This window comes from Mesorhizobium sp. M0062 (assembly GCF_040323125.1).
Classification (GTDB): domain Bacteria; phylum Pseudomonadota; class Alphaproteobacteria; order Rhizobiales; family Rhizobiaceae; genus Mesorhizobium.
Window position 1 is genome coordinate 306,410 of record NZ_JAMYUO010000003.1, and the last position, 21,815, is coordinate 328,224.

20 protein-coding genes are annotated in these 21,815 nt (G+C 63.2%); 10 read left to right on the forward strand and 10 right to left on the reverse strand.

The window, feature by feature from the left end; all coding sequences use genetic code 11:
- Positions 1–89 precede the first annotated feature (89 nt).
- From NKJ64_RS05685 to NKJ64_RS05715, 7 genes are all read right to left on the reverse strand, one after another.
- Complete coding sequence (locus NKJ64_RS05685; protein ID WP_023699864.1) at positions 90–689, reverse strand: VOC family protein; 600 nt, start codon at positions 687–689, stop codon at positions 90–92.
- Between the two features lie 77 nt (positions 690–766).
- The gene (locus NKJ64_RS05690; protein WP_352462129.1) at positions 767–1,597 is read right to left on the reverse strand and encodes an ATP-binding cassette domain-containing protein; all 831 of its coding nucleotides are present in this window, start codon (positions 1,595–1,597) and stop codon (positions 767–769) included.
- Positions 1,590–2,468, reverse strand: a complete 879-nt coding sequence (locus tag NKJ64_RS05695; protein WP_023686914.1) for an ABC transporter ATP-binding protein — start codon at positions 2,466–2,468, stop codon at positions 1,590–1,592. Before NKJ64_RS05695 ends, NKJ64_RS05690 begins: the two co-directional genes overlap by 8 nt.
- On the reverse strand, positions 2,465–3,313 hold the full coding sequence (locus NKJ64_RS05700; RefSeq protein WP_023825923.1) for an ABC transporter permease: 849 nt from the start codon (positions 3,311–3,313) through the stop codon (positions 2,465–2,467). Before NKJ64_RS05700 ends, NKJ64_RS05695 begins: the two co-directional genes overlap by 4 nt.
- Positions 3,306–4,313 (reverse strand): ABC transporter permease, encoded by a 1,008-nt coding sequence (locus NKJ64_RS05705; protein ID WP_023825922.1) that lies wholly within the window; start codon positions 4,311–4,313, stop codon positions 3,306–3,308. The genes NKJ64_RS05700 and NKJ64_RS05705 overlap by 8 nt, the downstream gene beginning before the upstream one ends.
- Before the next feature lie 187 nt (positions 4,314–4,500).
- Entirely contained in the window at positions 4,501–6,030 is a 1,530-nt protein-coding gene (locus NKJ64_RS05710; protein ID WP_023825921.1) for an ABC transporter substrate-binding protein, read from the reverse strand.
- Positions 6,031–6,142: 112 nt separating this feature from the next.
- On the reverse strand, positions 6,143–7,717 hold the full coding sequence (locus NKJ64_RS05715) for a phytoene desaturase family protein (RefSeq protein ID WP_023825920.1): 1,575 nt from the start codon (positions 7,715–7,717) through the stop codon (positions 6,143–6,145).
- Between the two features lie 119 nt (positions 7,718–7,836).
- On the opposite strand from NKJ64_RS05715, the gene NKJ64_RS05720 reads away from it, so the two are divergent.
- The 5 genes from NKJ64_RS05720 to NKJ64_RS05740 are packed head-to-tail and all read left to right on the forward strand — an operon-like array spanning position 7,837 to position 14,451.
- Complete coding sequence (locus NKJ64_RS05720; RefSeq protein WP_023708108.1) at positions 7,837–8,628, forward strand: cyclase family protein; 792 nt, start codon at positions 7,837–7,839, stop codon at positions 8,626–8,628.
- Between the two features lie 16 nt (positions 8,629–8,644).
- Positions 8,645–10,216 (forward strand): phytoene desaturase family protein, encoded by a 1,572-nt coding sequence (locus tag NKJ64_RS05725; protein WP_023825919.1) that lies wholly within the window; start codon positions 8,645–8,647, stop codon positions 10,214–10,216.
- Positions 10,216–10,698, forward strand: coding sequence for a MarR family winged helix-turn-helix transcriptional regulator (locus NKJ64_RS05730; RefSeq protein ID WP_023825918.1), 483 nt, complete (start codon positions 10,216–10,218; stop codon positions 10,696–10,698). Before NKJ64_RS05725 ends, NKJ64_RS05730 begins: the two co-directional genes overlap by 1 nt.
- 44 nt (positions 10,699–10,742) lie before the next feature.
- Entirely contained in the window at positions 10,743–12,896 is a 2,154-nt protein-coding gene (locus NKJ64_RS05735; protein WP_023667790.1) for a thiamine pyrophosphate-dependent enzyme, read from the forward strand.
- Positions 12,889–14,451, forward strand: coding sequence for an indolepyruvate oxidoreductase subunit beta family protein (locus tag NKJ64_RS05740; RefSeq protein WP_023704701.1), 1,563 nt, complete (start codon positions 12,889–12,891; stop codon positions 14,449–14,451). The genes NKJ64_RS05735 and NKJ64_RS05740 overlap by 8 nt, the downstream gene beginning before the upstream one ends.
- Positions 14,452–14,611: 160 nt before the next feature.
- Here the strand turns inward: NKJ64_RS05740 and NKJ64_RS05745 are convergent, their stop codons facing one another.
- Positions 14,612–15,508, reverse strand: a complete 897-nt coding sequence (locus NKJ64_RS05745) for a LysR family transcriptional regulator (RefSeq protein ID WP_023667788.1) — start codon at positions 15,506–15,508, stop codon at positions 14,612–14,614.
- A 228-nt stretch (positions 15,509–15,736) separates the two neighbouring features.
- On the opposite strand from NKJ64_RS05745, the gene NKJ64_RS05750 reads away from it, so the two are divergent.
- The 4 genes from NKJ64_RS05750 (at position 15,737) to NKJ64_RS05765 (ending at position 18,675) form a co-directional block, all read left to right on the forward strand.
- A complete protein-coding gene (locus NKJ64_RS05750) occupies positions 15,737–16,471 on the forward strand; it encodes an SDR family NAD(P)-dependent oxidoreductase (RefSeq protein WP_023667787.1) in 735 nt (244 codons plus the stop codon).
- A gap of 50 nt (positions 16,472–16,521) precedes the next feature.
- Positions 16,522–17,274, forward strand: a complete 753-nt coding sequence (locus tag NKJ64_RS05755; protein WP_023753946.1) for an SDR family NAD(P)-dependent oxidoreductase — start codon at positions 16,522–16,524, stop codon at positions 17,272–17,274.
- A 32-nt stretch (positions 17,275–17,306) separates the two neighbouring features.
- On the forward strand, positions 17,307–17,906 hold the full coding sequence (locus NKJ64_RS05760; protein WP_023753945.1) for an NADPH-dependent F420 reductase: 600 nt from the start codon (positions 17,307–17,309) through the stop codon (positions 17,904–17,906).
- Positions 17,907–18,042: 136 nt separating this feature from the next.
- A complete protein-coding gene (locus tag NKJ64_RS05765; protein ID WP_023753944.1) occupies positions 18,043–18,675 on the forward strand; it encodes a class I SAM-dependent methyltransferase in 633 nt (210 codons plus the stop codon).
- 269 nt (positions 18,676–18,944) lie between these two features.
- On the opposite strand, the gene NKJ64_RS05770 is transcribed toward NKJ64_RS05765, so the two are convergent.
- Positions 18,945–19,538, reverse strand: coding sequence for a DJ-1/PfpI family protein (locus NKJ64_RS05770; RefSeq protein WP_023686902.1), 594 nt, complete (start codon positions 19,536–19,538; stop codon positions 18,945–18,947).
- A 159-nt stretch (positions 19,539–19,697) separates the two neighbouring features.
- Positions 19,698–20,396, reverse strand: coding sequence for a GntR family transcriptional regulator (locus NKJ64_RS05775; RefSeq protein WP_023753943.1), 699 nt, complete (start codon positions 20,394–20,396; stop codon positions 19,698–19,700).
- 174 nt (positions 20,397–20,570) lie between these two features.
- Here NKJ64_RS05775 and NKJ64_RS05780 point away from each other — a divergent pair, with 174 nt between their 5' ends.
- Positions 20,571–21,797 carry an iron-containing alcohol dehydrogenase gene (locus NKJ64_RS05780; protein WP_023745680.1) on the forward strand — a complete coding sequence of 409 codons (1,227 nt, stop codon included), beginning with the start codon at positions 20,571–20,573 and terminating at the stop codon, positions 21,795–21,797.
- Positions 21,798–21,815 lie beyond the last annotated feature (18 nt).

Consider the following 21,815-nt stretch of genomic DNA (forward strand, 5'->3'; position numbering starts at 1 on the left):
AATATTTCAAGCTTAAAGTTTCATGTTGGAACGATTGCTGGACACGGGTGGCGCGCCTGCGGGCTGGCCCCGCAAGCGCGCTCTGGAAATCACTTGTCCGGGTTCTTCGGGCTCCACAGCACAGTCTCGGCACCCTTCTCATAGGCCATCCCATCGGGATAGCTGATCGCCTCCAGTTGCAATCCCCATGGCGCCTGGAAATAGAGAATGGTCTGGCCGGCCGCCGGACCTTCCTTGACCGGCAGCGGACCCATCCGCGTCTTCACCCCCTTGCCGTCGAGATAGGCTTTCGCCGCGGCGACATCATCGACATACATGGCAATGTGGAAGCCGCCGATATCGCTGTTCTTCGGAGTCAAATCCTTCTGGTCAGGCGCGGTGTACTTGAACAGCTCGATGTTCGATCCATAACCGCAACGCACCATGGTGACCTGCTCGATGACAGCCTTCGGATCGACGCCCAGAAGATCCTGCATGAAGGTGCCCTTGTCATCGGCGAACGGACCGAACGACATCGCCTTCTTGCAGCCGACGACTTCGGTGAAGAAGTCGACTGCCTGCTTCATGTCGGGCACCGTGATGCCGGTGTGGTCGTGGCCGCGCATGCCGGGGATCGCATCGGCCGAAGCCGTTCCCATCGAGCAGAACAGGATCGCGGCAAGCATCGTGCCGCGGGCTGCGTAATTCATATTACCCTCCGTTCGCGGGCTGATTTTGCCCTCATGCACGTCCGAAGCCCGCTGTTCGGCGTGGTGGGTGAACAGTCCTATGCCGGCGCTTTCGTTGCTGGCCGCAACCAGTCCGCGTCGATCTCAGGCAGTGGGATGGCGGCAAGCAGGTCGCGCGTGTAGGTCTCCCTGGGATTGTCGAACAGCGCATCGGTGGCGCTCGCCTCGACGATCCTGCCCTCGCGCATGACGATCACCTGTTGGCAGAGCCGCCGGATGACCGACAGGTCGTGGCTGATGAAGGCGACCGTCAGCCCCATCTCCGCGGCCAGTCTCTCCAAAAGGGTGAGGATCTGCGCCTGCGTCGATACGTCGAGGCCGGAGACGATCTCGTCGGCCAGCACGAATTTCGGCGAAAGCGCCAACGCGCGCGCAATTCCGACGCGCTGGCGCTGCCCGCCCGACAGTTCATGACGATAGCGACTAGCGAAGCTTTGCGGCAGGCCGACGCGATGCAATGCCTCGGCGACGCGTTCCCTAAGCCTGTCGCCAAGCCCATTCTGCTTGAGCGGCGCGGCAATGATGCCGGCGATGGTGCGACGCGGGTTGAGCGACGACATCGGGTCCTGGAAGATCATCTGCAGGTCGCGGCGCAGAGGTCGCAGCTCCGCATCCGGCAGATGGGCGATATCGCGGCCCTCGAAATGGATGCTGCCGACGCTCGGCTCCAGAAGTCTGACAAGCGTGCGGCCGAGCGTCGATTTTCCGGACCCGGATTCACCGACGATGCCGGTCACCAAGCCCCTCGGCAAATCGAAATCCAGGCCTCTCAAAATCTCGGCCAGCGGCGCGCGCCCGATCAGCGGCTTGCGGGTCATGTCGGGCAGCGCCACCTTCAGCCCGCGCACGGAAAACAGCGGCTCAACCATGCGGCCCTCTCCACGCCTGGTCGGAGGCGGCGATCTCCGCAGCGAGTCCTGCCAGCACCGTCTCATCCACCGGCTTCAGCGAGGCAAAGGGATCCGTGTAGCGCGGCGTAGCGGCCATCAATGCCCGCGTATAGGGATGCTCAGGCGCGGCGAAGAGAGCGGCTGTGTCAGCCTCTTCCACCACCTTGCCGGCGTAGAGCACAGACACTTGCTGGCTGATCTTTGCAACGACGCCGAGATCGTGGGTGACGAACAGGATCGCGGTGCCATGCTCGCGCTGCAGCTCGGCGATCAGTCGCAGGATCTGCTTTTGCACGGTAACGTCGAGCGCGGTTGTCGGCTCGTCGGCCACGATCAGCCGTGGCTCGGCGGCGAAGGCGGCGGCGATCAGCACACGCTGGCGCATGCCGCCGGACAGCTCGTGCGGATAGCATTTCAGCACCCGGTCGGGATCGCGGATCTGCACCTCATCCAACAATTGCCGGATACGCTTGTCCGCCTTGTCACCGTTCCAGCCGAGAATGCGCACCAGCCGGTCAGTCATCTGCGGACCGATGCGGCGCGACGGGTTGAGCGCAGTCAACGGATCTTGCGGGATCAGCGCCGTGCGAGCGCCGATCAGCGTGCGCCTTGCCTTGGGCTGCAGCCTGCCGAGGTCTTCGCCTTCGAGCTGCATGGCGCCTTCGACGATGCGCACGCTTGACGGCAGCACACCGAGCACCGCCTTGCCGATCATCGTCTTGCCGGCGCCGCTCTCGCCAACAAGAGCACGCACCTCACCCGGCTGCACGGAGAGCGACACCGAGCGCAGCACGCGCTGGCCGTTCGGCAGCACGGCGCTCAGATTGGCAATATCCAGGCAAGCGCTCATCGCAGCACCGGATCGAAGCGTGTCTTCAGCGCCTCACCGAACTGGCTGAACGACAGCACGGTGAGGATCAGCGTGACAAGCGGAAACACCAGCACCCACCAGGCCTGATGGATCGACAGCCGGCCCTCGGCGATGATGCCGCCCCAGGTCGGATCGTCGGTCGAGATCGACAGATTGACGAAGGACAGGATGGCCTCCACGATGACGGCGATGCCCATCTCCAGCGACAGCAGTGCCACGATCGACGGCACCACATTGGGCAGCACCTCGCGCAGCATGATGCCGATGCGGCCATAGCCGGCGATGCGGGCGTTCTCGACATAGTCCATGCGCGACTGGCCCATCGCTTCGGCGCGGATCACCCGGCAAAAGCGCGTCCAGTCGATTGTGACGATGGCGAGGATGACGGAACTGAGGCCGGTGCCGAGCACCGCGACCAGCAGGATGGCGAACAGCACCGGCGGGAATGCCATCCAGACGTCGACGATGCGTGAAATGATGCGGTCGGCCCAGCCGCCGAAATAGCCGGCGACCAGTCCGAGCGTCGAGCCGACAAGGCAGGCGGCGATCGCCGCCGCGAAAGCGACGATGAAGGCGATACGGCCGCCGAAGATCAGCCGGGAGAGGAGATCGCGGCCGAGGCTGTCGGTGCCCAGCCAATAGCCGGATTCCGCACCACTCATCCAGAATGGCGGCAGCCGTTCCAGCATCAGGTCTTGCGCCAGCGGGTCCTGCGGTGCGACCAGCGGCGCGAAGATCGCGGCCAGCAGCGCCAGCAGCAGCCAGCCGCCGGCCAGCCACAGCCTCGGGCCCAGTCCGCGCCGGGCGATGCGTGCCTCATCCATGGCGCAGCCTCGGATTGAGCAGCGCATACATCATGTCGACGCCTAGATTGATCAGCACGAACAGCAGCGCGAACACCAAAACAATGCCCTGGATCAGCGGCAGGTCGCGGTTGATGACGGCATCGATCGCCATGTTGCCGAGCCCTTCGTAGGAAAACAGCCGCTCGACGATGACCGTGCCGCCGACAAGGAAGGTGAACTGGACGCCGACGAGAGTCAGTGTCGGCAAGGCAGCGTTCTTCAGCGCCTCGCGCAGGATAACCTGCGTTTCCGAAAACCCCTTCACCCGCGCCAGCACGACATAGTCGAGGTCCAGCACTTCCTTCAGCGACTGTTTCAGCAACTGCGCGATGATTGCCGCCAGCGGCAATGCCAAGGCTACTGCCGGCATCAGCATGTGTTTCAGCAGATCCCAGGTCAGGTCGAAGCGCAGCCGAAGCAAGCTCTCGAAGAAATAGAACTGGGTGACGAAGGGCAGGTCGAGCTGCGGCGACACGCGGCCGGAAATGTCGAAGATCGGCACCAGCACGCCAAACAAAAGGATCAGCACGAGGCCCCACAGGAAATCGGGAATGGAAAGGGCGGCGCCGCTGGCGATATCGATGCCGGCTTCGACCGCCGTGACGCGCTCGCGCGCGCCGAGGACCGCCGTCGTGCCGCCTAGCGCCATCGCCATGATCAGCGCAACGATGGCGAGTTCCAGCGTTGCCGGCAAGCGGTTGAAGACGAGGCTGAGCACATCTTGCCGGAGCGAAATCGAGGTACCGAAATCGCCCCTGACAACACCGGACAGCCAGATGAAGAATTGCTGCACGATGGTCTTGTCGAGCCCGTAAAGTGCACGCAGCCGGTCGATGTCGGCATTCGTCGCACCGGGCGGCAGCATCATGGCGATCGGGTCACCGGGCGCAACGCGGATCACGACGAAGACGACGACGGCCACGCCGAACAGCGTAATCAGCATCGTCAGCAGACGGATCAGGAATCGTTGCAGGAGCATTCTGGTGTAGGCCCAGTGCGTTTCTAACGAAGAGCCCCCTCATCCGTCCGCTTCGCGGCCACCTTCTCCCCGAGGGGAGAAGAGGTCACGGACGGCTGAGCTGGTCTCTTCTCCCCAGGGGGAGAAGGTGGCCCGAAGGGCCGGATGAGGGGGCCACCCAGCGAAGAATGGCGCCCACAAGCCGATATCAGGCCGGGGTCATCAGCGCCGGCAGCAGCGCGCCGGACACATGCTGCACCACGTTGACGCCCTTGGCATGCACGATAGGTTGCGCATACTGAATCAGCGGCAGCACATAGGCCTGCTCGGCGATATACTTGTCGACAGCCTTCCAGCCGGCGATGCGCTTGGCCTCGTCCTTCTCGCCCCAGAGCGGATTGATCATGTCGATCAGGTCCTGGCTGTCCCACACCGAGTGCGGGCTCGGCCCATACATGGCAAAACCAGTCGACGTCGTCGGGTCGCCGATGGCGTTGCCCCAATTGTAGAAGGCGGCCGGCGCCAGCTTGTCGGCGGCGCGCAGTTCATAGTGCTTGGCGATCTCGTAGACCTCGATCGTCGCCTCGATGCCGACCTTACGCCACATGCCGACGATCGCCTGGATCATCTCATAATCCTTGGGCTTGAAGCCCTTGGTCGTCTGGATGGTGAACTTGACCGGTTTTTCCGGCGAATAGCCGGAAGCCGCGAGCAGCTCCTTGGCCTTTTCCGGATTGTGCTCGACCTTGATCGAGGCGTCGAAGGCCGTGTACTCCGGGGTCTCCAGCGCAGCGATCGGTTGGCCATAGCCGCGCAGCAGCCGCTTGACCAAAAGCTCCTTGTCCACAGCCATGACGGCGGCCTGGCGGACGTTCTTGTCCAGCATCGCTTCGATGTCGTTGAAGAAGATCATGCCGATGTCGGAAACGGGCTTGCACGAGCCGGCAAGCCCGTCCTTGGCGATCAGCCGGTCATACTCTTCATAGGGGACCTCCAGCGTCACCTGCGAGGAACCGGATTCGATTTCGGCAACGCGGCTCGCCGCATCAGTGACGAACTTGATCGTCACATTCTCGAAGGCCGGCTTGTCGCCCCAATAGTGCGGGTTGGCCTTCAGTCGGAGGAAAGCATTTCGCTCGAATTTTTCCACCATGTAAGGGCCGGTGCCGATCGGCGCCTTCTCGAAACCTTCGGCGCCGACCTTCTCATAATAGGCCTTCGGCAGGATGTAGCCGGTCAGGAACGACATCCATTTAAAGTAGACCGGATCGAACTGCACGACGTCGCCGGTGATCTTGTTGCCGTCGATCTTGAAATTGTTGACGTTCTTCCAGACGAACTGGATCGGATTGCCGGTCTTTTCGTCGCCCGCCCGCTGCAGCGACCAGACCACGTCCTCGGGCGTGAAGGGCGAGCCGTCATGCCAGGTCACGCCTTCGCGCACCGTCATCGTCACCTTGGTGCGATCCTCGTTCCAGCCCCATTCGGTGAGCAGGCCAGGCGCAAAGGACAGGTCCGGCTTTTGCGGAATGAACTGGTCGAACACTGACTGGTAGAGGCCCTGGATCGTCGGGTTGACGGCCGAGGGTCCGGTGGTCGGATCCCAGGACGGCAGGTTGACGTTATAGGCGATGGTCAGCTCGCCCGCTGCCGCCTTGGCGATCTCAGGCAGGCCGATCGCCGCCACCCCAAGTGCCGCGGCACTGTATCCCAGCAATTCTCGTCTGTTGATTGTCATGGTCGTTCCCCTTGTTGGTTTTGTTGTCTTTGCGCGGCACTATCAGTTTATCGATCCGGGCTTCGTGGGCAGCAGCGCCTTGCCTCTCGTCGCCTTCATGAAATCTTGCGAGCTACCTCCCGCCAAGCTGTTGTGCGAGCATGAAGCCAGAGGCCGCGCCGGTGCCGGCGCCGGGCCATGTCGCGGCGCCTGTGAGATGCAGATTGCCGACCGGCGTGTTCCAGCCGGCATAACCGCGCGCCGGGCGGAACAGGAAATTCTGTGCCAGATGGTGGCTGCCGCAGACCTGGTCGCCACCGACGAGATTGGGGTTCTCACGCTCGAGGTCGATTGGCGAGAACACTGCACGGCCGAGGATTTTCGGGCGCAGTCCGGGTGCGTATATTTCGATGATGTCGAGCACGCGCTCGGCGTAGGCATCCTTGACCTGATCCCAATGCGCGGGCGCGATCCTGCCTGCCGCATCGCCCAGGATTTCGGCAGGCAGCATGCGCACCTGCACCCACAGCACATGTTTGCCCTGAGGCGCGCGCGACGGATCGATCGCGGTCGGCTGGCCGACGACCAGCACCGGTTCGTCCGGCAGCATGCCCGCCATCGCCTGCTGATAGGTGCGCGACATCGCGTCGAGCGACGGCGACAGATGCACATAAGCGAACTGCCGAAGCTCCGCGCCGGCGCGCCAATCGGGCAGGTCGTCGAGCGCCAGATGGATCATCATCGTGCCCGGCGCGTGCCGGAATTTCTGCATCGCCGTGTCGAAGCCGGCGTCGCCGGAACCGTTGGGCAGCAACTTGCCGGTCAGCGCCCTGGGCGCGACGCCGGCAATCACTGCCTTGGTGGCCGTATGTGTCTCACCTGAAGCGAGTCGCACGCCCGATGCCTTGCCGCCGGCAACGGTGATCTCGGCAACTTCCGCCCCGGTGACGATCGTGCCGCCCGCCGAGGTGACCATACCTGCCAGCGCCCGGATGATCGTGTCGGCGCCGCCCTTGCCTAGCACCATGCCAAAGCTCTGGTTGGCGATCGATTCCAGATAGGGGAACACGGCGCCGCCGGCGGTGTCGGGTGCGAAATCGAGATGCATGCCCCAGGTGGCAAGCGTTGCCCGCACATAAGGCGACTCGAAGGTCTCCTCCAGCCAGGCGCGAGGTGACGACAGCAAAAGCCGGCCGGTATCGAGCGCGCCTGACATGCCCTTCTTGCGCCACAGGTTCCAGGCGGTGCCGGCAAGCGCGCGGGCACTCATCGGCGATCCCAGCAGCCGGAACAGATGCTCGGCCTCAGCAGGAAAGGCGGCAACGAGCTTGCGCCACGTCGCGGCATCGGCGGCGGAGAACGCGGCCAGCCGCGTGGCAGTCCTTTCCAAGTCATTGCTGACGCCGAACCAGCGTCCGTCCGGAAAGGCGCTGGCGAAACAGTCGGCGACCGGCGCGAACTCAAGACCCTGCGCTTTCAATTCATTTGCATATTTCCGGTGGAAGGCGGAGCCGGCAAACAGGCTCAGATTCATTGCACCGAAATCGTGCCGGAACCCTGGGAGGGTGTATTCGTGGGTCTGGACGGCACCGCCGATTGCTGCGCTGCGCTCGAAAATCCCGGTTTTCCAGCCTTTCAGCGCCAGATGCGCGGCGCATGCCAGACTGTTGTGGCCCGCCCCGACAAAGATGGCGTCGAACTCGCTCACGCCCCGTTCCCATTTCCTTTATGCTTAAAGATAATTGCAGATGCATATGTTTTCGTCTAGTAGGATATTAAGGGCCGAGACGAGCCTTGATCTTCACCAGAAAGAGGGAACTTCAGACCATGGACACGCAAAAACTCCTCGGCGAAGTCGCCGGCCAGCTGCTTTCAGGCGCCATCAGGGTGGTCGACCTCTCTGCGCAACTCGGACCCGACACGCCTCTTATCAAGCTGCCGCCGGAGCTTGCCGTCGACACGCCAAAGGTCGAGATCCATAACATCTCCCGTTATGACAAGAACGGCCCGTGGTGGGCATGGAACTGGCTGAAGCTTGGGGAGCATTCGGGCACGCATTTCGATGCGCCGCAGCATTGGATCAGCGGCAAGGACTATCCGGACGGCGCCACCGACACCATTCCGGCGCAGAATTTCATTGGTCCGGTCAATGTCATCGACTGCTCGAAGGAAGCCGCCGCTGACCACGACTTCCTGCTCACCGTCGACCACATCAAGGCGTGGGAAGCCAAGCATGGCGCCATCAACGCCGGGGAGTGGGTGGTGATGCGCACCGACTGGTATAAGCGCAATGGCTCGGAAGCCGAATTCCTCAACGCCAACGAAACCGGCCCACATACGCCAGGTCCGACAGCCGAAGCCATCCAGTTCCTGATCAGCAAGGATATCAAGGGCTGGGGCTCAGAGACGATCGGCACCGATGCCGGCAAGGCAGGCGGGATGGAGCCGCCATTTCCAGCCCACACGCTGATGCACAAGGCGAACCGCTATGGCCTCGCCAGCCTCTGCAACCTCGACCAGTTGCCTCCAAAGGGCGCCATCCTGATCGCCGCACCGCTCAAGATCGAGCATGGCACCGGCAGCCCTATCCGCGCGCTGGCGCTTGTATCCAACGGCTAGGTGAAAGCACGCCAAGGTGAGCCAGCCGGATCACATCATCGTTGGCAGCGGCATCAACGCGCTGGTCTGCGCGGCGATGCTCGGCGGCAAAGGGGCGCGTGTGCTCGTCCTCGAGCGCAATGACCGCATCGGCGGCTGCGTGCGTACCGAGGAGATCACCGCTCCCGGCTTTATCCATGACGTGATGGCAACCACCTTCGTGCTGTTCATCACCTCGCCGGCTTTTGCGGCGTTGGGCGGCGATCTCGCCAGGCACGGGCTGGAATTCTGCCACACCGGCACGCCAACCGGCGTGCTGCGGCCGGACGGCAGTCATGCAGTGCTCACCACCAACCGCGCCGCCAATGTCGCGGCAATCAATGCGATTGCCGCCGACGATGGCGACCGGTATGCGGACGATGTCAGCGGCATCGAGCGCAATGCCGGCCTGTTGTTCGGCCTGCTCGGCGGCAGCCTGTGGTCCTATCCGACGGCGAAACTGCTGGCCGGCGATGCCTGGCGGCGCAGCCCACGCGGCCTTGCCGCCTTTCTCGGCGAAGCACTGGTGCCGGCGCGCAGCTGGCTGGAAAGCACCTATCGGTCCGAGACAATCCGCGCGCTGTGGGCGCCCTGGGTGCTGCACGCCGGGCTCGGACCGGAAGACGCCTTCTCAGGGCAGATCGCCAAGGTCATTGCCTTCGCGCTGGAAGCGGCCGGGGCGCCGATCGTCAAGGGTGGAGCGAAGACCCTGCTCACCGCCTTCGAAGCTCTGATAAGGGAACGTGGTGGCGACATCCGCACCGGCGCCGATGTCGCCTCGATCGTCCAGAGCGGTGGCCGCGCGACCGGCGTGCGGCTGGCGTCGGGCGAAACGATCACTGCCAACAAGAGCGTCATCTGTTCGGTCACGCCGACGCAGCTTTACGGCCGGCTGGTCGGCAGCGAAGCTCCCGAAGCCGATGTCGAGGCGACACAGAAATACCGCTACGGCAAAGGCAATTTCCAGATCCACTATGCGCTGAACAAGCCGCCGGCATGGCGCGGCGAAGGCCTCGACAAAGTCGCGCTGCTGCACCTGACGCCGGGGCTCGACGGCGTCTCGAAAGCCTGCAACGAAGCGGCGCGCGGCATGCTGCCGGACGTGCCGACCATCTGTGTCGGCCAGCCGCATGCGCTCGACCCATCGCGCTGCCCGCCTGGCAAAGCAATACTGTGGCTGCAATTGCCCGAAGCGCCACGTCACATCAAGGGCGATGCTGCCGGCACGCTGCAGGCGCCCGCCGACGGACAATGGACCGAGGCGTTGCGCGAAGCCTATGCGTATCGTGCCGAAGCCATCCTGGCCAGCCATATCGATGGCTTCAAGGATAGCGTCATTGCGCGCCGCGCCTATTCGCCGGCCGATCTCGAAGCGATGAACATCAACCTGGTCGGCGGCGACCCCTATGGCGGCTCGTCGACTATCGACCAGTCGTTCCTCTGGCGGCCGTTCAAGACCAGCCGCAATCATCAGACCGGCATCAAGAACCTCTACCATATCGGCGCCTCGACCCATCCAGGCGCGGGCCTCGGTGGCGGTTCCGGCTTTCTCCTGGCGGGGAGGCTGTGATGGAGCAGAAGGTTCTGGAAAAGCGCCAGCGCATCTCGACCCTCGGCCAGATCGGCCTGCAGCAATTCGCGCCCTATCTGATGAACCGCATCATGGGGCGCTACAACGCCACCTTGCGCGACGATTTCCGCAAGCAGGGCCTGACCATTCCGCAGGTCCGCACGCTCGCCGTGCTGTCGGTCACCGACGGTGTCACCGTCAACGACCTCTCGGTCTACACCGTCATCGAGCAGTCGACCTTGAGCCGCACGCTCGACACGCTGGAAGGGCAAGGCTTCGTGCGGCGCGAGCAAGGCGTCACAGACAGCCGCATCCGCCATGTCTTCCTGACCGATGACGGCCGCGCCGAGTTCGCGCGCGCCTGGCCGGCAATGCATGACGCGTTCGAGGCGATGTTCGACGATGTCGACGACGCCGAATACGCGGCGCTGATCGCCACATTGCAGAAGATGCTGAAGAACATTCGCAAGCACGACATCTAGACGTTAGGCGCCGGCCGCACCGCCGGCAACGGAAGGTTGGAAAAATGGCCGAACGCTCTTTTGCCAAGGAAGTCGAAAAACTCAGGCTCGGCGCCGGCGAGGAATTTGCGGGCGAAGGCATTCTCGCCATCACCAAGGCGCTGCTGCAATGCGGCGTCGGCTATGTCGGCGGATACCAGGGCGCGCCGATCAGCCATCTGATGGACGTGCTGGCCGACGCACAGGAGATTCTGGGCGAACTCGGGGTGCATTTCGAGGCGAGCGCCTCGGAAGCCACCGCCACCGCCATGCTGGCGGCCTCGGTGCATTACCCCATTCGCGGTGCGGCGACCTTCAAGTCGACCGTCGGCACCAATGTCGCGTCCGACGCACTGGCCAACCTCGCCTCCGGCGGCGTCACCGGCGGCGCGCTGATCATCGTCGGCGAGGATTATGGCGAGGGTTCCTCGATCATGCAGGAGCGCAGCCATGCCTTCGCCATGAAAAGCCAGGTCTGGCTGCTCGACCCGCGCCCGAACCTGCCTTCGATCGTCAAGGCGGTGGAGGATGGTTTCGAGCTGTCCGAAGCGTCCAATACGCCGGTGATGCTGCAGGTGCGCATCCGCTGCTGCCACGTCCACGGGCACTTCATAGCCAAGGACAACAAGCGCCCGCCGATGACGGTGGCCGATGCGCTCGACGCGCCGCGCCGCGACACCGGCCGCATCGTGCTGCCGCCCGCCTCCTTCCTGCACGAGAAGGAGAAGGTGCAAAAACGCTGGCCGGCGGCGGTCGATTTCATCGCGAGGAACAAGATCAACGAGTTCTTCGGTTCGGACCATGGCTCGGTCGGCATCGTCATGCAGGGCGGCATGTACAATTCGGTCATCCGCGCCTTGCAGCGGCTCGGCCTTGCCGACACCTATGGCGAGACGGATGTGCCGCTCTACGTTCTCAACGCCGTCTATCCGCTGATTGACGACGAGTTCCTCACCTTCTGCGAAGGCAAGCAGGCGGTGCTCGTGGTCGAGGAGGGCCAGCCCAACTACATCGAGCAAGCCTTTGCCGCCATGCTGCACAAGGCCGGGCGCGGTACCAGGCTGGTCGGCAAGGAGTATCTGCCGATGGCCGGCGAATATACCGGCCAGGTCATGCTCGACGGCATTGGCGCCTTCCTGCGCGCCGAATCCCCGCATCTCTTGCCGGGCGAGGTGCGCGCGCCCAACAAGGTCGGCGACGGCGTCGACACCGCCGACCTGATAAACGTCGTGCCGGGCCGTCCGCCGGGCTTCTGCATCGGTTGCCCGGAGCGGCCGATCTTTGCCGCGACAAAGCTGGTCGAGCAGGAACTCGGGAACCATCACATCGCATCCGACATCGGCTGCCATTTGTTCTCGATCATGCCGCCTTTCGAGCTCGGCGCCACCACCATGGGCTACGGGCTGGGGCCGGCATCGGCATCGGCGTTCAATTCGCCCGACGCCAAACGGCGGTCGATCTCTTTCGTCGGCGATGGCGGCTTCTGGCACAATGGCCTGACCTCCTCGATCGGCAACGCGGTCTTCAACAAGAACGACGGCGTCATCGTCATCGTCGACAATTTTTACTCCGCCGCCACCGGTGGGCAGGACATCCTGTCGTCGCGCGCGGGCAACAAGACCAAGTCGACCAAGCATCCGATCACCGAAGCGGTGAAGGGCATGGGCGTCAAATGGCTGCGCCACATCGACCGCACCTACGATGTCGGCAAGATGCAGGACACGCTGCGCGAGGCGCTGACGACGGAGGAAAAGGGACCAAAGGTCATCGTCGCCTCTTCCGAATGCATGCTCAACCGCCAGCGTCGCGAAAAGCCGCTGGTCGACAAGGCGATCAAGGGAGGGACCCGTGTCGTCAAGCCGAAATTCGGGGTCGACGAGGACATCTGCACCGGCGACCACGCCTGCATGCGGCTGTCCGGCTGCCCGTCGCTGTCGGTGAAATCGCTCGACGATCCGTTGCGTGACGATCCGGTGGCATCGATCGACCAGAGCTGCGTCGGCTGCGGCAATTGCGGCGAGGTGGCGGACGCCGCCGTGCTGTGCCCATCCTTCTACCGCGCCGATGTCGTGCACAATCCGGGCCGCTGGGACCGTTTCCTGGAAAGCGCTCGCCGCGCCGTGATCGGCCTGATGCAGCGCCGCCGCGAGAGCCGCAGGTTGACGTTCGCCGATGCTTGACCAGGCTTCGCCCTTGCGTCCGAAATCCGGTGCCGCCGATACCGAGCCGGTGATCAAACTCGCTTTGCTCGCGGTCGGTGGCCAGGGCGGCGGTGTGCTCGCCGACTGGATCACCGATGTCGCCGAGCGCAATGGTTACGTCGCGCAATCGACCTCCGTCGCCGGCGTCGCCCAGCGCACCGGCGCTACGATCTATTACGTCGAGATGGCCCGCGACACCGGCCGGCTGCCGGTCTTTGCCCTGTCGCCTTCGCAGGGCGACGTCGACATACTGATCGCCGCCGAGCTGATGGAAGCCGGCCGCGCCATCATCAGGGGCTTCGTCACGCCCGATCGCACCACGCTCATTGCTTCTTCGCATCGCATTGCCGCGGTGTCGGAAAAGATCGAGCCGGGTGACGGCCGGGCCTCGTCTTCGAAGGTACACGCGACGGCGGAAGCTGCATCGAAACGCTTCATCGCCTTCGACATGGAAAAGATCGCCGCCGATAATGGCTCGATGATTTCCGCCAGCCTCCTTGGCGCGCTGGCAGGCTCCGACGCATTGCCGTTCAGGCGTGAAAGCTATGAGCAAGCGATCGGCGCCGGCGGCCGGGGCGCGAAAGCCAGCCTCGCTGCCTTCGCCGTTGCCTACGACCGCGCGCGCGGTACGACCGTCCCCGCGCCAGAGCCGGCAGAACCGGCCACGGTCGACCCCGCTCCGGGTGCAGGGCGCGTGAGCGGTCCGCAGAACCTGCTGCAGGGTTGGCAGGCACTGGCCGCCCGCATCGACCTGATGCCCGCGGCGGTGCGCGACATGGCGCTCCGGGCGCTGAGAAAGGTCGTCGACTATCAGGACATCTCCTATGGCGGCGAGTATCTCGACCGGTTGGACAAGGCCGTTGCGCTTGATGATCCCGGCCACGCCCATGCATTGTCCATCGCCGCCGCCAAGCATCTGGCCAACGCGCTGTGCTATGACGACATGATCCGCGTCGCCGATCTCAAGACTCGCTCGACCCGCGACCAGCGCGTGCGCCGCGAGGTCGGCGTCAAGAACGGCTCGATCCTGCAGGTAACCGAGTATTTCCATCCGCGCATCGAGGAGTTCTGCGGCACTTTGCCGGCGGGGTTGGGCAGCTACATTGAGAACCGGCCGAAACTCGCTGCTTTCCTTGATCGTCGCATCAACCATGGCCGGCGCATTCGCACCGACAGCTTTGCCGGCTTTGCGGTCCTCTGGTTCATCGGAGGCCTGCGCCGCTGGCGGCGGCGCCTGTTGCGCCACAAGGTCGAGACGGCGCATCTGGAGCGCTGGTATGCGCTGGCGCTCAGCCACGCGCCTCAGGACTACGCGCTCGCCGTCGAAATCCTGAACTGCCGCCGGCTGATCAAGGGCTACAGCGACACCCACCTCCGCGCCCAGTCCAAATTCGATCGCGTGCTGTCGGCGCTCGATCTGGTCAAGGGCCGCGATGACGCTGCCGACTGGATCAGGCGGTTGCGCGAAGCTGCGCTGAAAGACGAGAAAGGGGACATGCTCGATGGCGCGCTGAAGACGGTGGCATCGTTGTGATCATGGTGTCGGAGGAGGTCGAGCTTAGGCTGGTACCTCTACGCTACTGCCGCCGTTTCCCTACTCCCACTGGATTCGCGGATTGAACACGCCGCTTCAAGCGATCGCAGCTCGGCTTCCACCCGGATTGCGGGAAGCGTTGCCGGCCGACCTGCGGGCGTCAGTCGCGCGATATGGACAGCCCCGAGAGAAGCGGAGCGTACGCGGCGAGCCTGCGGGATACGAACTCGGTGAAGAGCCGCACCCGCTTCGTCTTGCGTGTCTCGCCTTGCGTGAGAAGCCACAGTGTCCCATGCATGGGCACGTCGATCCCCGGCACCCTCACCAGCAGGGGGTCGGCATCTCCGACGAAGCACGGCAGTTTCGTTATCCCAATCCCTTGGTGCGCCGCGATGATCTGCGTCTCGGCGTCAGGTGTCCTGAACGGTACTCCCGTGACGTGAACTTCTCCCTCGCGCGCCCAGTCCGGAATTCCATGATTGTCTATGCCTATCCACCGGATGGGATCAGGCGTGCCCGCACGCCACGCGGCTAGTCGATCGCGAGACATGTAGACGCCGCTGAACAGCTCCGGTCCCTTCAGGCCGTGAAGATTGAGCGGCAGGGTCTTGCGGTCGGCGACAATGCGGATCGCGACGTCGGCCTCTCGGTTGGTCAGATTTGCCAGCTCACCGGACGACAAGATTTCCATCTCGATGTCGCGATGCAAACGCGCGAAGTCGGCGAGATCCGGCATGAGCAGGTGTGTGGCGAGGAACGGTGGAAGCGTCACCCGCAAAAGCCCGCGCGCGCTCTGGTCACGACCGAAGACTCGCGTCTCCAGTTGGTGCGACGACGCTTCCATCTGGGTCGCGAGATCGAGGACCTCCTCGCCCGCAGCCGTCAAGCGGTAGCCGGAAGGCAGCTTTTCGAACATCTGCGCCCCGAGGCGTTCCTCGAGCTGAGCGATGCGCCGCAGCACGGTCGAGTGGTTCACACCGAGGTGTGCGGCGGCAGCACGCACCGAGCCTACGCGCGCGGCGGCAAGAAAGTAGCGAACGTCATCCCAGTCGATCATGGTGCATTCCTGCGCAGCGAAGTGCGGCTTGCAAAGCCCATACTAACACGATCAGCCGTAGTTCGTGCGGTCGCCGCGGCGTTCAATCATCTAGCTGGATCGTTTTCGCACCAGCGATGTGCGCGATTGCGCACTCACCGCCCGACTTCGGCGAACCCATCTTGAGGCTCTCGCGGGACTTTCCCGTACAGCCAAAGATACGAGACGGCGAAACGAAGGATGCATGACATGAACAGACTGAATGGAAAGACCGCTGTAATAACTGGCGGCGCTACGGGCATCGGTCGCGCCGCAGCCAAGCGCTTTATCGAGGAGGGCGCCTTCGTCTTCATCTTCGGCCGCCGGCAGGAAGCGCTCAACGCCGCCGTGGCTGACCTTGGGCCTAGTGCCCGCGCGGTTAAGGGCTCGGTCTCGGATGAGGCCGACCTCGACCGACTCTACGCTGCGGTGAAGGCCGAGCGCGGAAGCCTGGATATCGTCTTCGCCAATGCCGGGGCGGGAAGTCCGCTTCCGCTCGGGCAGATCACCGCCAGGCACATTGACGAAACCTTCGACACTAATGTGAAGGGTACGATCTTCACGGTCCAGAAGGCGCTGCCGCTGATGAGCCAGGGCGGTTCGATCATCCTGACCGGCTCGAGCGCCGGCACCACGGGCGCTCCGGGGTTCACTGCCTATAGCGCGAGCAAGGCGGCAGTGCGCAACCTGGCGCGGACCTGGGCGGAGGACCTGAAGGGCACCGGCATCCGGGTAAACGTGTTGTCGCCCGGGGCGACGGCGACCGAACTCGCGAAGGAGGCGTTGGGCGAGGAAGGCCAGAAGGCCTACGGCGCGATGACTCCGCTCCAGCGCATGGCCAATCCGGCGGAGATCGGGGCCGTGGCCGCCTTTCTCGCGTCGCCGGACAGCAGCTTCATGACCGCCAGCGAAGTCGCCGTCGACGGCGGCCTGGCTCAACTCTGACCCCCAGCGCGGTCCGTACCTGGGCCGCGCGCAACGAAAGACAAAGAATTATGAAAAAACTCGAAGGCAAGATCGCAGTCATCACGGGCGGAAGCAGCGGGATCGGATTGGCCACAGCCAAGCGCTTCGTAGAAGAAGGAGCGCACGTCGTGATTACCGGGCGAAGAGAGAAGGAGTTGAAGGAGGCCGCAGCCTTCATCATGAAAAACGTTACGACGGTCGTGGGTGACGTGTCGCTCCTGGAAGATCTGGATCGCCTCTATGCCGTCGTGAAGGTGAAACATGGTCATATCGACATTCTCTTCGCCAACGCCGGCGCGGGGACGATCGCACCGCTCGCCGTCGCTACCGAGGCACATTTTGATCAGACCTTCGATGTGAACGTGAAGGGTCTGTTCTTTACGGTGCAGAAGGCCCTTCCCCTGTTCAAAGACGGCGGTTCGATAATCCTGAATTCTTCAGTGTCGAACGTGTTGGGGCTTCCAGGGTTTAGTACCTACGCCGCGAGGAAGGCGGCTGTACGCAACTTCGCGCGCGCTTGGACACTGGAATTCAAAGACCGCAAAATCCGCGTCAATGCAATGAGTCCGGGACCAATCGAGACGCCGGCCTTGGAGACAACGACTGGCCTTACCCCTGAGCAAGCCGAGCAAGCGGCCGCCCAGTTTGCGTCACAGATCCCAATGGGTCGCAGGGGCAAACCAGAGGAAATCGCGGCTGCCGTAACGTTCCTCGCCTCCGATGAAAGTTCTTTCGTCACCGGCGTGGATCTCGCCGTCGACGGAGGCATGGCGCAAGTCTGACCCCGGCATTAGCACCAGATCGGAGAAGTACTATGAACTATGCAATCGTAGGATTCGGCAATATCGGACAAGCCCTTGCCAAGGCGTTTGCCCGAAACGGCATCGAAGTTTCCGTTGCAACCACACGCGACCCGGAAAGCTTTGCCGCCGATGCGGCCGCGATCGGACCCACGATCATCCCCAAAAAACTGGCGGAAGCCATCAAGGCGGACATCATCTTTTTGGCTGTCCGCTTCGAGGCGCACCCGAATGTCGCGAAGGCGCTTCCCACATGGCAGGGGAAGACGATCATCGATGTGACCAATGCCTATGGCGTGCCCCCTGAGGAACTGGGAGGACAACCTTCTTCCAAGTTCATCGCGCAGGCCTTCTCTGGCGCAAAACTGGTCAAGGGCTTCAACCATCTGGTCGCCCCGGTGCTTGATCAGGATCCGGCCGTACATGGTGGCCGGAGGGTCGTGTTCCTGGCAAGCGACGATGACGCTGCCGCAACACAGATTGGGGAGCTTGCGGAAAATCTCGGTTTCGCGCCGATCAAGCTTGGCGGGGTGTCGGAAGGTGGCCTGCTGGTCCAGGCGCGCGGAGACAGCTGGGGTCATCTGATCTTTAAGGACTTGGTCAAGTTCGACTGACGAGCACGACGTCCACACCCGCAAAGAGACGACGCAGGCGATCGGAGCTCGGATCGGATCAAGCGCGATCCGATCCGAGCAAATGGAGAAATCACTATGTGCACCGAGAAGAATATCCACTCCTAAGGAGATTTCGATGTACGACCAATCCAAGGTATCCGAGTTAATCCGGTTCGCACGAATCGAGGCGGGCTCCACCGTGATCGAAGTCTACCCTGGCGACGGAGACTGGACGCGCCTCTTCTCCGACATCGTCGGATCAGAGGGGCGGGTCTACAGCTTTGTGCCGGCCGAAGTCGCCCACCTCAAGAACGATCCGGTCGGCCTCATGCGGACGCTCGCGAAGGAGCCGGGCCGAGAGAACGTCGAAGCCGTCTCGGCGGACCTCGTGGCGATGCCGGAGATTACGCAGCCAGCCGATGTCGTGTGGTTGCACCTGTTCTACCACGATCTTCACACCGCCTTGATCCAGAAGAAGGGTGCGACGGCGGCCGACTTCAATCGAGCTGTCTACAAGCGGCTGAAACCCGGTGGGTCCTACGTCATCGTCGATCACGCCGCCGCAGCTGGGTCGGGCACGAGCGACACCCAGTCGCTGCATCGGATCGACCCTGCATTCGTCCGCGAGGAGGTGGAGGCGGCCGGCTTCGTACTGGACGCGGAAGGCACCGTGCTCTTGAATAGGGATGACCCGCACTCGATCAAGGTGTTCGATCCATCGATCAAGGGCGAGACCGATCGCTTCGCGTTCCGGTTCGTGAAGCCCTGACAGCTCCCGGGCGCCGACTTCATGTCGACCGCCCCATTGAGTCCACCAACTCGGGTTCGGACCCGTCAAGCTGGGAAAGGTCAACGAGGATGGCGCGCTGTGCACGCACGCGATGCGGCAGCGCCTTGAAGGCGTCCGAGGTGATGATGGCCACAGGTTCTGGAGCACACCTGCCGCAGGTTCCTGATCTGAACCTGATGAAATGACGGAAGTCGCCGCGCCGTTTAGGGAGCCGGCGCATCCCCTCAGGATGCGCCGGGACAAACGGTTCAAGAATGGTGGATTTCCGTTCCCAGCACCTTCAGGCATTCACGGATGAATGCCGCAAGCGCGGTCCAGCCTTTGGCTGAAACCATGGTCCCATCGACATAGGCGTCGGTGGGAGACAAATCGATATAAGTGCCGCCGGCAAGCGTCACCTCCGGCTCGCAAGCGGCGAGCGCCGCCACCTTCTTGCCGCGCACGACGCCGTCCACCGCGATCAGAATCTGGACGCCATGGCAGATCGTGAAGATCGGCTTTTTTGCCTCGTGGAAATGGCGCACCATCGCTTGTATCCGCTTGTCGGTGCGGATGTATTCGGGGCCACGACCGCCGGCGCAATAGACAGCGTCGTACTGGCTCAGCTGCCTCTCGGCGTCGGCGAAGGTCTTGTTGATCAGCGCATTGTGGCCGGGCTTTTCGGTGTAGGTCTGATCGCCCTCGAAATCGTGCAGCGACGTCTTGATCATGTCTCCGGCGCTTTTGTCGGGGCACACGACATGAACGGTGTGTCCCACCGCTTCCATCGCCTGCTGATAGACGAAGATTTCATACTCCTCGGTGAAATCACCGGTCAGCATCAGGATTTTTTTGGCTGGCATGTCTTTTCCTCTCGGCTTGTTTCAGGGGGAGGTGCACTGCGCGCCTCCTTCCCGGTATCGAAATCGGCTCAGAACGGGGAGTAGAATTCGTAGGCGGCAGGCTGGGCGAACAGCGGCGCGCCGCGCTTGAGGGTGCCTCGGGCAAGCAGCATCGCCAGGCTACTCGAACGCAGGCAGGAGCCTGTCCCGCGAATTTTCGATGTGCGCACGCATGCCTTTTTCGGCGGCGTCCGGATCGCCCGCGGCAAAGGCAGCGAGAATAGCCTCGTGCTCGTCGAGCGCCTCTTCGGTCACCCTGGAGTGATACATCAGCCGGAAGATATGGAAGTGGGTATGCTGGTGATTCAGTGTCTCGCGAATGAGTTCGTTTTGGGCGAACTCGACGATCTTGTCGTGGAAGATCGCATCCTGACGGGCGAAGTTCGAATAGCGCAGGCGTTCGTCTTTCCCCACCCGTCGGGCCATGACGCCAGCCGCCTCCTGCAGCGCGGCAAGGCGCTCGCCGTCCATTGTTGCGGTGGCTTTGGCCGCGGCGGCAGGTTCAAGCAATAGACGCAGCTCGTAAAGTTCGTCGAAGCGCCGGCGGGTGATTTGTGGGGCGGCGCGATAGCCGATCAGGTGGGTTTTCAGAACCAGCCCTTCCCCCTCCAGCCTGCCAAGCGCTTCACGAATGGGGGTATGTGAGACGTTGAATTCCTTGACGAGATTGTCGACGGTGATGCGCGATCCCGGAGCAATCCTCAAGGACATGAGCTGCGCGAAGATTGCTTCGTAAACGTCGCCGGCCAGACTGTTGGCGCGCTGGATACGACCCCTGGCACGGGCTTCATTGTCAACCGTCAGGTCCGTGTTCTGCATCGTTTGCCTCTTGACAGAACCACCCACTAACACGATGCTCCGCGAAACTCAATCCTATATCCTATACGATTTTATTAGAGGGCATCGCATGATCATGACCTGCAGCGCCGAGGTCGGCCTCTGGCACGAAGCCAAGCCTGTCGGCTTCCAACCCGTCTTCGCAGGATCTTGTGCATGAGCTTGTTTGCAGCGGCGCGCCTGCCGAGCGAGATTCTGTTCGGCAAAGGCCAGCGCCATGTCCTGCCTGCCATCGCCGCCAAATATGGGCGCCGCGCGTTCGTCTGTACCGATGAGCGCTTCGCGGCGACGTCGCAGTTCGCCGAGATTCTCGCTGGCTTGCACAACGCGGCGATCGAGACGTTGGTCTTCGACCGAACGCTGCCGGATGTGCCGCGCGACAGCGTCGCCGCCTGCATTGCGCAAGCGAAAGATTTCAAGCCGGACATGGTGATCGGCATCGGGGGCGGCAGCTGCCTCGATATGGCCAAATGCGCTGCACTTCTGCTCAGCCATGGCGGCAAGCTCGAGGACTACTATGGCGAGTTCAAGGTACCCGGCCCTACCCTTCCGGTGATCGCAGTGCCGACGACGGCTGGAACAGGCTCCGAGGTGACCCCCGTCGCCGTGATCTCCGACCCGGATCGGACGCTGAAAGTGGGTATCGCCAGTCCGCATCTCATCGCAGCAGTGGCGCTTTGCGATCCGGATCTGACGGTGACCTGTCCACCGTCCTTGACGGCGATCGCCGGCGCCGACGCGCTGACGCACGCAATCGAGGCCTTCACAGCGGCCAAACGCGGCGCGGACCCTCATTTGCCGCAACAGCACGTGTTCATCGGCAAGAGCGCTCTGACCGACCATTTCGCGCTTCTGGCCATCAGGCTGCTCGGCCGCAGTCTCGAAAAGGCATATCGCGACGGATCGGACGAGGATGCGCGAGCCGACGTCATGATGGGAGCGCTGGCCGCCGGTTGCGCCTTCGGTACGGCGGGAACGGCCGCCGCCCATGCGGTGCAGTATCCCGTCGGCGCGCTTACCCACACCCCGCATGGCCTGGGAGTGGCCACCATGCTGCCCTATGTGATGACCTACAATCTGGCCGCAGCAGCCGCGGAGATTGCGGAAGTCGGCACTGCTCTTGGCCTTTCCCTTCAGGGCGGCGGCGCCGATGCCTTGGCGCACGCCACCATCCGTGAGGTGAGCCGGCTGTTTGGCGCCATCGGCATCACACCGACATTGGCCGAACTGGGTCTTCCCGAAGACAAGATCGACTGGACGGCTGAGCAGGCGCTGGGCATCGACCGGTTGATCAAGAACAATCCCCGCCCGTTCGACCTTGCCGCGATGCGACAGCTGGTCAGGGCTGCCTATGACGGCGACATGTCCGCCACCATGATGTGACCGACCAGGAGTTCATCC

What these genes read in the sequence shown, in the direction of transcription:
- NKJ64_RS05710 (WP_023825921.1), bottom strand. Translation starts at nt 6,030, where the DNA reads ATGACAATCAACAGACGAGAATTGCTGGGATACAGTGCCGCGGCACTT.
- NKJ64_RS05690 (WP_352462129.1), bottom strand. Translation starts at nt 1,597, where the DNA reads ATGGTTGAGCCGCTGTTTTCCGTGCGCGGGCTGAAGGTGGCGCTGCCC.
- NKJ64_RS05775 (WP_023753943.1), bottom strand. Translation starts at nt 20,396, where the DNA reads ATGCAGAACACGGACCTGACGGTTGACAATGAAGCCCGTGCCAGGGGT.
- NKJ64_RS05765 (WP_023753944.1), top strand. Translation starts at nt 18,043, where the DNA reads ATGTACGACCAATCCAAGGTATCCGAGTTAATCCGGTTCGCACGAATC.
- NKJ64_RS05700 (WP_023825923.1), bottom strand. Translation starts at nt 3,313, where the DNA reads ATGGATGAGGCACGCATCGCCCGGCGCGGACTGGGCCCGAGGCTGTGG.
- NKJ64_RS05730 (WP_023825918.1), top strand. Translation starts at nt 10,216, where the DNA reads ATGGAGCAGAAGGTTCTGGAAAAGCGCCAGCGCATCTCGACCCTCGGC.
- NKJ64_RS05770 (WP_023686902.1), bottom strand. Translation starts at nt 19,538, where the DNA reads ATGCCAGCCAAAAAAATCCTGATGCTGACCGGTGATTTCACCGAGGAG.
- NKJ64_RS05735 (WP_023667790.1), top strand. Translation starts at nt 10,743, where the DNA reads ATGGCCGAACGCTCTTTTGCCAAGGAAGTCGAAAAACTCAGGCTCGGC.
- NKJ64_RS05755 (WP_023753946.1), top strand. Translation starts at nt 16,522, where the DNA reads ATGAAAAAACTCGAAGGCAAGATCGCAGTCATCACGGGCGGAAGCAGC.
- NKJ64_RS05705 (WP_023825922.1), bottom strand. Translation starts at nt 4,313, where the DNA reads ATGCTCCTGCAACGATTCCTGATCCGTCTGCTGACGATGCTGATTACG.
- NKJ64_RS05780 (WP_023745680.1), top strand. Translation starts at nt 20,571, where the DNA reads ATGAGCTTGTTTGCAGCGGCGCGCCTGCCGAGCGAGATTCTGTTCGGC.
- NKJ64_RS05695 (WP_023686914.1), bottom strand. Translation starts at nt 2,468, where the DNA reads ATGAGCGCTTGCCTGGATATTGCCAATCTGAGCGCCGTGCTGCCGAAC.
- NKJ64_RS05685 (WP_023699864.1), bottom strand. Translation starts at nt 689, where the DNA reads ATGAATTACGCAGCCCGCGGCACGATGCTTGCCGCGATCCTGTTCTGC.
- NKJ64_RS05760 (WP_023753945.1), top strand. Translation starts at nt 17,307, where the DNA reads ATGAACTATGCAATCGTAGGATTCGGCAATATCGGACAAGCCCTTGCC.
- NKJ64_RS05745 (WP_023667788.1), bottom strand. Translation starts at nt 15,508, where the DNA reads ATGATCGACTGGGATGACGTTCGCTACTTTCTTGCCGCCGCGCGCGTA.
- NKJ64_RS05720 (WP_023708108.1), top strand. Translation starts at nt 7,837, where the DNA reads ATGGACACGCAAAAACTCCTCGGCGAAGTCGCCGGCCAGCTGCTTTCA.
- NKJ64_RS05750 (WP_023667787.1), top strand. Translation starts at nt 15,737, where the DNA reads ATGAACAGACTGAATGGAAAGACCGCTGTAATAACTGGCGGCGCTACG.
- NKJ64_RS05740 (WP_023704701.1), top strand. Translation starts at nt 12,889, where the DNA reads ATGCTTGACCAGGCTTCGCCCTTGCGTCCGAAATCCGGTGCCGCCGAT.